Source organism: Hydrogenophaga laconesensis, assembly GCF_031457235.1.
Taxonomy (GTDB): Bacteria; Pseudomonadota; Gammaproteobacteria; order Burkholderiales; family Burkholderiaceae_C; genus Hydrogenophaga; species Hydrogenophaga laconesensis.
In genome coordinates this window covers 94,000-106,659 of record NZ_JAVDWE010000001.1, presented here as the reverse complement: position 1 = coordinate 106,659, position 12,660 = coordinate 94,000, and the positions used below count along the sequence as shown (strand labels likewise).

The following is a 12,660-nucleotide window of genomic DNA, read 5'->3' as shown; positions in this document are numbered from 1 at the left end:
CAGGGGAGTCGTTATGTTGCAGTGCAATATATCAGCATGTGCATATTGCCGGCAGGAGGAAAACACCTAACTCCCCAGGGCTTCTGTCACCTTCGTGAAAGAATGGGCGCCGGAATCTTCCCTTGTCGCCCCACGAGAACTGCATGAGCAACTCCGCCCCCGTGCCAGCTTCCGCGGCCCTGGCCCAGCTGGCCGCCGCACTGCCATCGACCGAACGCATGCCCGTGGTGTTTCTTGGGCATGGGAGCCCGATGAATGCGATCGAAGACAACCATTGGCGGCGCAACTGGCAGGCGCTGGGGCAGGCCCTGCAAGAGCGCGGCACGGCGCCGAGCCTCATCCTGTGCATCTCGGCCCATTGGTTGACGCCGGGATGGCAGCTCACGGCCATGGATGCACCCCGCACCATCCACGATTTCGGTGGGTTTCCGCAGGCGCTGTTCGACCAGCAATACCCGGCGCCCGGTTCACCCACGATCGCCAGGGCCATCAGCGGCGTCGTCCAGCAACCGGATTCCGGCCGTGCACTCGACCTCGACGAAGGCGACTGGGGCCTGGATCACGGTGCCTGGTCGGTGCTCAAGCCCATGTTTCCGGAGGCGACCGTTCCTGTCATCCAGCTCAGCATGGACTACCGGCGGCCTGCGGCCGAGCACTTTGCCGTGGGTCGCCAGCTGGCGCAGTTGCGCGAGCGCGGCGTGCTCCTCGTGGGCAGCGGAAACATCGTCCACAACCTGCGCACCATGCGCCGCGAAGCCACCGACAACCAGGCCTACGACTGGGCCATCGAATTCGACCGCATCACGGCGGAGCACATCGCGCAGGGGCGGCTGGAGGCGCTGAACGACTTCCAGCAGCTGGGCCCCCTGGCGCAGATGGCCCACCCCAGCTGGGAACATTACCTGCCACTGCTCTACACAGGCGGTGCGGTGCAGGCGGATGAGGAGCCCCGCTTTTTCAATGAAGGCTTCCAGGGTGCATCGATCTCGATGCGCTCCGTCATCTGGAGTTGAAGGTCGCCTTTCCCAAGAAAAAAAGCCGCTCATCGAGCGGCTTTTCTGCTTGCGGCACGCGCGAACTCAGACGACCTTGGCGATGGCCTGGCAGACGTAGTCGATGTTCTTGCTGTTGAGCGCCGCCACGCACATGCGGCCGGTGTCGGTGCCGTACACACCGAACTCGCTGCGCAGGCGCACCATCTGGTCCTTGGTCAGACCGGAGTAGCTGAACATGCCGATCTGGCTGGTGATGAAGCCCATGTCCTGCTTCACGCCGGCGGCCTTGAGGCCGTCCACCAGCTTCTGGCGCATGGCCTTGATGCGCACGCGCATCTCGCCCAGTTCCTTTTCCCACAGGGCGCGCAGTTCGGGGTTGTTCAGCACGGCGGCCACGACCGCACCGCCATGGATCGGCGGGTTGGAGTAGTTGGTGCGGATGACGATCTTGAGTTGAGACAGCACGCGCGAGGCTTCTTCGGCGTTCTGGCACAGCACCGACAGCGCGCCCACGCGCTCACCGTAGAGGCTGAAGCTCTTGGAGAACGAGGTCGACACGAAGAAGGTGAGGCCGGCGGCGACGAACTTGGCGATCACGGCGCCGTCTTCGGCGATGCCATGGCCGAAGCCCTGGTAGGCCATGTCGAGGAAGGGCGTGAGGCCGCGGGTCTTGACCACAGCGACGACCTGGTCCCATTGCGCTGCAGAGATGTCGTAGCCCGTCGGGTTGTGGCAGCAGGCGTGCAGCACCGCAATGGTGCCCGGTGCGGCCGCATTGAGGCTGGCCAGCATGCCGTCGAAGTTGACGCCGCGCTTCTCGGCGTCGTAGTACGCATAGGTGTCGACCTTGAAGCCGGCATTGGTGAACAGCGCGCGGTGGTTTTCCCAGCTCGGGTCGCTGATCAGCACGGTGGCGTCGGGGTTCAGCCGCTTGAGAAAGTCTGCGCCGATCTTCAGTCCGCCGGTGCCGCCGATGGCCTGCACGGTGGCCACGCGGCCGGACTTCACGGGTTCGGACTCATTGCCGAACACCAGGCTCTTCACGGCCGCATCGTAGGCGGCAATCCCGTCGATCGGCAGGTAGCCGCGCGCCGAGGGCTTGTCCATCATGGTCTTCTCAGCGGCCTGCACGCATTGAAGCAGGGGCAGCTTGCCACCGTCGTCGAAGTACACGCCGACGCCGAGGTTCACTTTGTTGGGGTTGGTGTCGGCGGCGAATTGTTCGTTCAGACCCAGAATCGGGTCGCGCGGTGCCATTTCGACGGCGGAGAAGAGGGACATGCTGGAGTTCCTGGGGTTGGGGACGAGGGCAACCCGGCATTTTAGCGGGGCCGTGTGCACACGACGCGCAGGCAGGCCAACCATGCTGCATGGACAGCGCTGGTATTTGCTGCTGTGGACGATCGATCCTGTGGAACCGGTCCGGCCGTATCAGGCGTGAACGTTTGTAACTGCAGATCCCCATCCCTTTCTCAGGATGGACTGTTGATCATGAAATAAGCCAGACGCAGACCCGACTGTTCCTGCTTTCGGTCGGACCCATACCGAAAAAAGCAATGCTTTTTCATTCATTGAAAAATGTCTCTTGAAGTCAATGGTTTCCTGTTTCAAAGGCAATTGTGGCAGGGCTTCGAATTACAGCTTGTTGCGCCAATGGGCATTTGCATGTTTGGGGGGCCTGCGCAGAAGCGATAATTCGACACGTTGCCATTTCGCACGATTCTTGCGTGCGTTTTGGCTTCAATACCGCGCGATTCACACTGCTTCCTGATATCTCGGTTTGACCGGTCCAGTGCGTGTTCATCAGGCGGATTTGAGCACCTGACCCCCGAGATTCCTTCTTCCGCCCTATGACTTCCCTCACCACCATCGCGACCGTGTCGCGGTCTGCTGTTTCACGTTTCTCGCTTGTGGCTGTCTGCCTGCTGGCGCTCAGCGCCTGTGGTGGTGGAGGCGGTGGTGGCGACGTCACCAGTGGCGGTTCCACTGGTGGCGGAACATCGAACCCGACCACCCAGGTGCCGGATTCCACAAACACCGGCGCCTTCATGCCGGTGATCGATGTGTCCAGGATTCCTGCCGCCGTGGCGGGCTATTCCACAGAGCGCCTCAGGAGCACCACCGAGCAGCCCAGCGGCAGCGATGGCACGGGCAACTTCCGCACGGTCTGCGACTTCAGCCACATGGCGTTCGACGATCCCATCGTGCTGCCTGGCCAGCCCGGTCGTTCGCACCTGCACACCTTCTTCGGCAACACCGCCGTCACCGGCAACTCCACCGCCGCGTCCATCGCCAATTCCGGCAACTCCACCTGCCGGGGTGGCATCGTCAACCGCAGTGCCTACTGGGTGCCGTCGATGATCGACACCCGTGATGGCACGCCACAGCGGCCCCTGGAGTCCAACTTCTATTACAAGACCGGCTACAACGGCGTGGCGCCCGGCACGGTGCAGTCCCTGCCTTCGGGCCTGCGCATGATCGCGGGCGACGCGAAGAATGCAGCACCCAGTGGCCCGTTCTCCTACAGCTGCCACTCCGCCACGGCCACGACCCAGGCGGGGTCGGCCATCCCGAACTGCCCCGTCGGCACGCAGCTGCAGCAACACATCGTGTTCCCGCAGTGCTGGGACGGTGTGAACCTGGACTCGCCCGATCACAAGAGCCACATGGCCTACCCCACCGCAGGCCGTGGCTGCCCGTCGTCGCACCCGGTGCCGCTGCCCGAGATCACCTTCAACATCGTCTACCTGGTCACGGAAGCCAACTCAACGCAGCGCTGGCGCCTGTCTTCGGACAACTACAGCACCTCGCTGCCGGGGGGCTACTCGGCCCACGGCGACTGGTTCAATGGCTGGCGTGCGGACATCATGGACACCTTTGTGCGCTACTGCGATCGGGCGGCCGTGGACTGCGGATCGCACCTGCTGGGCGACGGTCGGGTCATGTACTGATCGATTTGCAATATGTCACTGGCGGCATCCCGATCGGTTTCGAGCGGGATGCCGTCGGCATTTTGAACTGACAGATTCCAGGGCTTTTCGCTTCATTGGATGCATGCCATTTCCACGGTCTTGTCCATTGAACCCATTGGGGCAGGCCGCAGTCTTCCCGAGATGGATCGGGGTTGAGCGCATCACGATGTGCCCTGATAGACATTTCAGGGAATAGGGGCTTCTCCTGGTTTTTCACCCGCGATAGAGTTGCACGACCATGTTTCCTCCTGCTGGCTCACCTTCACGCAAATGGTTCTTGCGCAGCGCGATGGCCCTGGCCGTCATCGCGGGCGGTGGCACCGCCTTGTTCCTGGCGCGATCCGCGGTGTTGCCTTTGGCGCCCGCCAAGTCCTCAGCCGGTTTGATGGAGGCCGAGCTGGTTCGTGCGGCAGCGCGCGCAGACATCTGTAGCGCGGCCAATGCGGTGGGTGTCGGGCTTCGCGGCGAGTATTTCACGCAGCCTTTCCTGCGCGGCAAGGCAGCGTTGGTGCGCGTGGACGAGACGATCGATTTCGATGCATCGATCAAACGACCCGGCAGTGGAGACGTGCCCGCCCTGGGGTCTGTCCGATGGAGTGGCTGGATCAAACCACCCATGAGCGGGTCGTATCGCTTCCATGCCGATGCACCCAACATGCAGGTGCTGGTTGCACGCAACGTGGTGGCGGGCGTGGATGCGCCTCCCGATGGAAAGGTGGAGCTGGCCGCAGGGCGCTTCTATCCTGTGGAGGTGATCGTCAACAAGATCGCTGACTCGGGCGCACCGGTCAAGCTGGAATGGACTGCGCCACACGGGGCGCGCTATGTGGTGCCGAGGGCACTTCTGAATGTGCCCTCAGAAACGGCGACGGCATCCCGCTCGTGACTGATCGGGATGCCGCCTGAGACGCCCCTGTCGGAGCGTCGTGTGTCGCTGTCGGGTGTCAGTACATGACCCGACCGTCGCCCAGCAGGTGCGATCCGCAGTCCACGGCCGCCCGATCGCAGTAGCGCACGAAGGTGTCCATGATGTCCGGACGCCAGCCATTGAACCAGTCGCCGTGGGCCGAGTAGCCCCCCGGCAGCGAGGTGCTGTAGTTGTCCGAAGACAGGCGCCAGCGCTGCGTTGAGTTGGCTTCCGTGACCAGGTAGACGATGTTGAAGGTGATCTCGGGCAGCGGCACCGGGTGCGACGACGGGCAGCCACGGCCTGCGGTGGGGTAGGCCATGTGGCTCTTGTGATCGGGCGAGTCCAGGTTCACACCGTCCCAGCACTGCGGGAACACGATGTGTTGCTGCAGCTGCGTGCCGACGGGGCAGTTCGGGATGGCCGCCCCCACCTGGGTCATGGCCGTGGCCGAGTGGCAGCTGTAGGAGAACGGGCCACTGGGTGCTGCGTTCTTCGCGTCGCCCGCGATCATGCGCAGGCCCGAAGGCAGGGACTGCACCGTGCCGGGTGCCACGCTGTTGTAGCCGGTCTTGTAATAGAAGTTGGACTCCAGCGGACGCAGTGGTGTGCCATCACGGGTGTCGATCATCGCCGGCACCCAGTAGGCACTGCGATTGATGGTGCCACCCCGGCAGGTGGAGTTGCCGGAATTGGCGATGGACGCGGCGGTGGAGTTGCCGGTGACGGCGGTGTTGCCGAAGAAGGTGTGCAGGTGCGAGGCGCCAGGCTGGCCAGGCAGCACGATGGGGTCATCGAACGCCATGTGGCTGAAGTCGCAGACCGTGCGGAAGGCGCCCGTGCCATCGCTGCCGCTGGGCTGCTCGGTGGTGCTTCTAACCCGATCCGAGGAGTAGCCGGCTGCGGGTGCCGGAATGGCCGCCCTGTTGATCGTCGGCATCATCGTGCCAGTGCTCGGAGCAGGCGCAGGTGTCGGAGCAGGCGACGGAGCAGGGGTGGGTGCCGGGGACGGTGCCGGTGTGGGCGACGGAGCAGGCGTTGGCGAGGGTGACGGAGAGGGAGAAGGAGAAGGAGAAGGAGAAGGAGAAGGCTTCGGCGACGAAACAGAAGGAGACGGTGCGGGCGTCGATGTGGACGGCTTGGTTGCAGGCGAAGCTGCAGGCGCTGCGACCTGTGCGGTTTCGCTGGCCACGACATCAGCGCCACCACCACCTCCTCCTCCGCAAGCAGCCAGGACGGCAGAGAAGAGCGCAGGGAGCGCGGCCCGAAGGCTGTTCGATTGAGCTTGCACTGAGTTCGTCATGAAATACCCTAAATGGATCACACCGTCTTCGCTGCGGGTCCCATTTGCAGCTGAGTTGGCGAGCTAGTTTTGAAAGCAGTCTCTGTCGTCTGGCGACCGTGAAGTAGGTCACAGCGACAAACGGATCAAGCGCGGCTACGAACGAAACCATGTGCAGCCAGGCGGTTCAATCGGGATGGCAAGCGGCAGCAAGGTCTCAGGGCTGCAAAGCCGCCGACATTCAGGGGTTCCCGATATTGCCTGACGACCTCATCGGCAAATTATCCGGAGCAGATATTTCGGATTTGTGGGACTTGTTACAAGGCATGGACCGGGTGCGGCTGGCTGTAGGACGTGTCTGATACTTCGCAGGACACGTCTGATAAACCGTTTGTTTTCAAAGTTGCATGCGCAACCACGCAAGGCCATGCATGCGTGGTAGTGGTCGCATGTAACGACCGCCCGCCGACAAGAACGTTTGTTGCGAGCGCTTACGTGATCCGCGAGTCCGCGCGCGACTCGCCCACCACCGACGCAAGTTGCAGGCTCAACTCGCGGGCCAGTTCCGAGACGTTGGGGGTCTCCAGAATGTCGGAGTGCCGGCCGGGAACGAGCTTGATGGTCATGCTGGATGCCAGCTCACCCCAGCCATAGGCCGGTTCGGTGGAGGTATCGCCGGCGGCTTGGAAGAAGGCCACCGGTACGTTGCTGGCACGGGCCTGGTATTGGTGGATGGCTTGCGCGTACACCTGATTCCGGCGCCCGCCCGCCTGACCACTGGCGATCTGCAACTGCCGGAGCTGGCGGTACAGATGGACAAAATGCCGCCAGCCGTCTCGCCGGATCATGCGGATGCGCCGCACGACGCCGGCCTTCAGGCGGCGCCAGCCTCGGCCAGGCATCGCACAGTCGAGCATCACCAGCAGGCCGACCTCCTCACCTTCCTGGATGAGGCGCTGGGCGGCCTCATATGCCAGCACCCCACCGATGGAGAACCCCCCAAGGTAGTAGGGGCCGTGAGGTTGCTGCGCACGGATGAGGTCCACATAGGCCCCTGCGAGCGCCTCGACGGAGAAGGGCGGCAGGGGCCGATGCACCGGCCACTCCAGCAAATCGATTTCGGCTTGCGAGAAAAGGCCATACACGGGCATGTCAACGGTGAGCTGACGCGCCAGCTCCTGGTACATCTGCGCACCCGCGAGAAGGAACAACCCGGCCGGTGCCGCGCCGCGCCGCAGCACCGCTGCTGGCCTGTCAGGCCCGGGGTGTGGGCCTTTCAACTGAAGCGCGATGCCTGCCACCGTGGGCTGCTCGAACAGCATGTTGAGACTGAATGGACTTTGAAACTCCGTCTCGATGCGCCGGATCATCCGTGCTGCGAGCATCGAGTGCCCACCAAGATCGAAAAAGTTGTCGTCGATGCCGAAGTTGCGGTGCTGAAGCAGGTCTTGCCAGATGGCCATGAGGCGGTGCTCGGCCTCACTCTGGGGCGCCCGCCTGCGGCCGGCAGACACGGCATTGCCGGGCGGAACCGGCAACGCATGGCGGTCGATCTTCCCGTTGGGAAGCACCGGCAGGGACGATACCTGCATGTAGACAGCCGGCACCATGTGATCGGGCAGCCATTGGCGCGCCCGTGCGCGCAACGGCTCGATATCCAGCGATGGCCATGGCGAGACGATGTAGGCGACCAGCCGCTGGTCCCCGGGGTTGTCTTCACGCACCTGGGCCACGCAGCGCTGGACATCGGGCTGGCTGGCAAAAAACGCCTCGATCTCGCCGAGTTCGATGCGGAATCCGCGCAGCTTGACCTGATCGTCAAGCCGGCCGCCGTGCTCGAGCGATCCGTCGTGGCGCCAGCGACCCCGGTCACCCGTGCGGTAGAAGCGTTCCGCGCCCAGGGTTTCGAGCACGCGGAAGCGCTCGCGCGTGAGCTCCTCGCGCTGCCAGTAGCCGTCGGCCACGCCATCGCCTCCGATCCAGATTTCGCCCCAGGCGCCGACGGGGGTGAGCTGGCCTGCCTCATCGAGCACGAGAATCTGCGTCTGGTCGATCGCCTGACCGAGCGAGATGGGCACATCGGGCTGCACGCGCCAGCACGTGGACCACACCGTGGTCTCGGTGGGGCCGTACATGTTCCAGACTTCATCGCATCGCAGCAGCAGGTCGTTGGCCAGTGCGTGGGGCAAAGGTTCGCCACCCACCAGTGCGCGCATGCCCGGTGTCCGGGACCAACCCGCCTCCAGCAGCAGGTGCCAGCGTGACGGTGTGGCCTGCATCAGCGTGACGCGTTGGGTCTCGACGAGCGCCTTCAAGGCCGCGCCGTCAATGACTTCGCTGTCGGACGCGAGCACGATGGTGGCACCCACGCTCAGCGGCAGCAGCAGTTCGAGCACAGCGATATCGAAACCCAGGGTCGTGACGGCCAGCACGCGGTCGCCCTGTCGCATGCCAGGTTCATGCGCCATGCTGCGCAGGAAATTGACCACCGCATGCTGAGGCAGGCAGACCCCCTTGGGGCGTCCTGTCGATCCGGAGGTGTAGATCAGGTAGGCGGGTGCCGCCACGTCCGTGGCCAGGCGATCCGTGGCGCGCATATCGGGCCAGCCCTCATCCATCGCCAGGCAGGGTACCTGCGCCGTGCGACGCACTGTCAGTGTCTGCGTGGTGCCCACGATCAGCGACAGGCTCGCGTCCTCGATCTGGTAGCCGATGCGTTCTTCGGGGTAGGTCGGGTCCAGCGGAACATAGGTCGCGCCGCTGCGGATGGTCGCCAGCAGGGCGATGATCAGATCCGGTGACCTCGGCAGGCACAGACCAATGCGCGAGCCCGATGCGAAGCCCTGTGACTGCAGGTGGGCCGCCAGACTGAGTGATGCCCGATCCAGCTCGCGGTACGACAGGCGTTGATCGCCGAAAGCCACGGCGGTGGCCTCGGGGTCGAGTTGAAGGCCGCGCTCGATGAAGGCCGCCAGCCCGATGCCCTCGGCGGGCCGCTTGCGACCCGAACCCCAGGACAGTACCTGTTGCCGCTGCGTTGAGTCCAGGAGCGTCAGCCGAGACAAAGGCGAGCGGGCGTGTTCGATGGCGGACTGGAGCAGCGTCAGCAGCTGATCACCCATGCGCTGCACGGACGCTGCTTCGAACAGGTCCGTTGCGTACTCGAGCACGATGGAGCGGTCGAACTGGGGATCGACCACCATCGTCAGATCGACCTGCGAGGACAGGCGGTTCACGTCCATCCGCGACCAGCTCAGGTCGCCGAAATCCACATCGCGCACGGGTGTGTTCACGAGGTTGAACATGACGTTGAACAGCGGCGTTTGCGATGGATCGCGCTTGTAGTCCAGTGTGCGGACCAGCAGCTCGAAGGGCATGTCCTGGTGCTCGTAGGCCTCCAGGGCCGCCACCTTGACACGTTGCAGAACCTCGTTGAAATCGGGGTCGCCGTGCAGCGATGTGCGAACGATCAGCGTGTTGACCAGGGTGCCGATCAGGTTTTCCGAGGCGGGGTGGTGCCGGTTGGCGATCGGCATGCCGATGGCAAGGTCGGTCTGTCCCGTGTGTTTCTGGAGAAACACCTTGAAGACGGCCAGCAGCGCCATGGCCAGCGTGGCGCCCTGGCTTGCGGCCAGCGTGTTCAAGGCGTCGGTGACGCCGGGCGGCAAGGGCACGCGCACGCTGCCACCGCGGAAACTGGGGACGCGCGGCCGGGCCTTGTCGGGAACGAGTGCGACGGGGCGCAGGCCATCGAGGCGTTGGCGCCAGTACGCGGTTTCCTGCGATTGGCGCTCGGTTTCGAACCACCGCCGGTGCCAGCTGGCATAGCTGGCAAAGCGCAGGGGCGCGCCGGATGGCGGCTTTCCGTTGTTGGCGCGCGCGAGTCGATACGCGGTGCTCAGGTCCCGTCCCAGCACGGAGAACGACCACTGGTCCGCCACGATGTGGTGCAGAACGACGAGCAGAACATGGTCCTGCGGCGACACGCGGATCAGGGAGGCGCGTATCAGGGGCCATTGATCGAGTGCAAACACCTGCTGGCTCAGTTCGCTCATCAGGTCGTGCAGCCCTGCCTCGCCGCCGGGGGGGGCATCCAGTCGCGCGAGCTGGAAGTCGCCGCCGCCGACCACCTCGGCGACGGGGCCGAGGTCGGTGTTGATGAACCTCGTCCTCAGGATCTCATGGCGGGAGATCAGAGCCATGAAGGCCTGTTCGAGCGCGTCGGCATCGGGTTGGCCTTGCAGGCGCAGCGCGAGTGGCACGTTGTAGGCACTGCTGGCCGGCGCGAGCGCCTGCATGAACCACATGCGCTCCTGCGAGTACGCCAGCAGTGTGGTGTCGTCGGCATCGGTGCTGGTGGGTGCGGGATCGCGCTGCGGGTCGGTGGCGGCGGTGGTCGGTGCCGAGGCCAGTCTGTCGGCCAGGGCGCTGGCCATACCCCTCAGGCTGGGGTCGGCGAACAGGGCGGAGATGGGCAGGTCCACCCCCCAGCGTGTGCGCACCCTGGACAGCAGCTGGGTACCGGTCAGCGAGTCGCCGCCCAGGTGCAGGAAATGGGCGTCCTCCGGCACCTGGGGCAGGTTGAGCACATCGGCCCATAGCGGTGCAAGTTCTGAACTGAGCCGTTCAACGGCTTCGCTGGTTGTGCGCACCGGCTCGCTGCCCTCCACGGGCTTCAACTGGTTCGGCACCAGTTCGCCGCTGAGATACATCCTGCGTGCCTCTCGCCGTTGCAGCTTGCCGCTGGAGGTGCGGGGCAGTACGCCACCGCGCAGGAGCACGACTTCCAGCAGATCGACCTCGTGGGCTTCCGCGATGGCGTGGCGCAGGCTGGCTTGCAGCGAGCCGTGGTCGCCCGGTGCCAGCTGGTTGCGGCATTCGACCAGCAGCACCACGCGCTCCCGGCCCGCGTGCTCCACCGGGCAGGCGATCGTCCCCTTGGGCCGCACCCAGGGGGACGTCGCGAGGGCGGTTTCCTCAAGATCCTGTGGATGGATGTTGCGGCCGTGGACGATGATGAGATCGCTGTACCGGCCAGTGACGAACAGCTCTCCGTTCCAGATGAAGCCGAGATCGCCCGTTCTCAGAAAGCGTTCGCTGGCACCCGGTTCATCGATGACGCCCCCGAACCTCTCGGTGGAGGCGTCGGGCTGGTTCCAGTAGCCTTCGCCCACGCAGGGCCCGTGGACCCAGATTTCGCCCACCTCATCGGGCGGGCAGGGGCGCCGAGTTTCCGGCTGCACGATGCGCACCGCCATGCTTGGCAGCACCCGGCCGCTGCCGACCAGCTCCATGGTGTTGTCTGACGCGGCGGAGGCTTCCCTCACCAGCCGCTTTTCGATCAGTTGCCGGTCCACCTGCAAGGTGGTGGGCGCCTTTGTGGAGTTGCCCAGGGACACCGCCAGCACGGCTTCCGCCAGGCCGTACGATGGCGCGAACGCTTCCGGCCTGAAGCCGAAGCGCGAGAACGTTTCGGCAAAGCGCCGCAGCGTCTGCGGCCGGATGGGCTCGGCGCCGCAGGTCGCGAGCTTCCAGGTGTCGAGGCGGTTCTTCCAGTCGGGCGAGCGGGCCAGCGCATTCACGCAGGCTTCGTAGGCGAAATCCGGCGCGCCGCTGTGGGTGATGCCGTGCAGGGCAATCGCTTCGAGCCACCTGAGTGGCCGCAAAAGAAACTGCTGCGTGGACATCAGGTAGGACGTCGTGCCGGTGAAGGCCGGCACCAGCAGCCCGTGAACCAGTCCGTAGTCGTGGAACCAGGGCAACCAGGTCAGGGTTCTGGACAACGCCGGATCCATGCTTTCCGCCGCGGTCAGCGCCTCGCACTGCGCCAGGATGTTGCCATGCGTGATCTGCACGCCCCGGGGCCGTCCGGTCGAGCCGGACGTGTACTGGAGGTAGGCGAGGTCGCGGAGCTTGTGCTGTCGGGTGGCGATCGCGTCGCTGGCGGCGGGTGGCGCTGCACGGCGCCAGTCGCCCAGGCCATCGAGCGTCGCCCATTTCACCTGAGGAACCTGAGCCCGTGCGGCTTCCAGCTGGTCGCCGAGCGTGAAGGCCATGGCCACCTGTGCGTCTTCACACATCGACTGCAACCGGCGCCAGCCGACCTTGGAGCGTCTGGCATCGGTCGCCGGGGCGGGCACCGCGACCACGCCCGCCATGATGCAGCCCCAGAAAAGCAGCACCGCGTCGAGGCAGTTGTCGTAGGCCAGAAGAACGCGATCACCGGGTTGAACCTGCTGGAGCAGCAGCGATGCGATGTGGTGCGAGGCGTCGACGAGCTCACCATACGTGAGCGTTTCGGTGGACACCAGATCCGCCTGGAGCAGGACGATGGCAGGCTGGTCTCTGAACTCTTCAGACCTGCGGCGGACGCGACTTGCAAGGGTGAACAAGGTAGCTGGGGAGTGTGCTAGTGCAGGAAATACCAGCCCGGTACCTCGGGTCGATCCTGGATGAGGCGTGCCCGCAAGCACCCCGCATTCACCCGCGGCAGTCGCTTGGACA

The 12,660-nt window shown here is 64.7% G+C and carries 6 protein-coding genes; 3 read left to right on the top strand and 3 right to left on the bottom strand.

Features of this window, described 5'->3' with window-relative positions:
• Positions 1–143 precede the first annotated feature (143 nt).
• On the top strand, positions 144–1,013 hold the full coding sequence (gene ygiD / locus J2X09_RS00485; RefSeq protein ID WP_204731392.1) for a 4,5-DOPA-extradiol-dioxygenase: 870 nt from the start codon (positions 144–146) through the stop codon (positions 1,011–1,013).
• A 66-nt stretch (positions 1,014–1,079) separates the two neighbouring features.
• Here ygiD and J2X09_RS00480 read toward each other — a convergent pair whose 3' ends face one another.
• Positions 1,080–2,276, bottom strand: coding sequence for an amino acid aminotransferase (locus J2X09_RS00480; protein WP_204731391.1), 1,197 nt, complete (start codon positions 2,274–2,276; stop codon positions 1,080–1,082).
• 569 nt (positions 2,277–2,845) lie between these two features.
• Here J2X09_RS00480 and J2X09_RS00475 point away from each other — a divergent pair.
• Positions 2,846–3,946: a DUF1996 domain-containing protein gene (locus tag J2X09_RS00475; RefSeq protein ID WP_204731390.1), complete on the top strand. Its 1,101-nt coding sequence runs from the start codon at positions 2,846–2,848 to the stop codon at positions 3,944–3,946.
• 259 nt (positions 3,947–4,205) lie between these two features.
• Positions 4,206–4,853 carry a PA14 domain-containing protein gene (locus J2X09_RS00470; protein WP_310306965.1) on the top strand — a complete coding sequence of 216 codons (648 nt, stop codon included), beginning with the start codon at positions 4,206–4,208 and terminating at the stop codon, positions 4,851–4,853.
• Positions 4,854–4,911: 58 nt separating this feature from the next.
• Here the strand turns inward: J2X09_RS00470 and J2X09_RS00465 are convergent, their stop codons facing one another.
• Together J2X09_RS00465 and J2X09_RS00460 are read right to left on the bottom strand one after the other, a co-directional pair.
• A complete protein-coding gene (locus J2X09_RS00465; RefSeq protein ID WP_204731388.1) occupies positions 4,912–5,817 on the bottom strand; it encodes a DUF1996 domain-containing protein in 906 nt (301 codons plus the stop codon).
• An 830-nt stretch (positions 5,818–6,647) separates the two neighbouring features.
• Positions 6,648–12,629, bottom strand: coding sequence for a non-ribosomal peptide synthetase (locus J2X09_RS00460; RefSeq protein ID WP_310306962.1), 5,982 nt, complete (start codon positions 12,627–12,629; stop codon positions 6,648–6,650).
• Between the last annotated feature and the right edge of the window lie 31 nt (positions 12,630–12,660).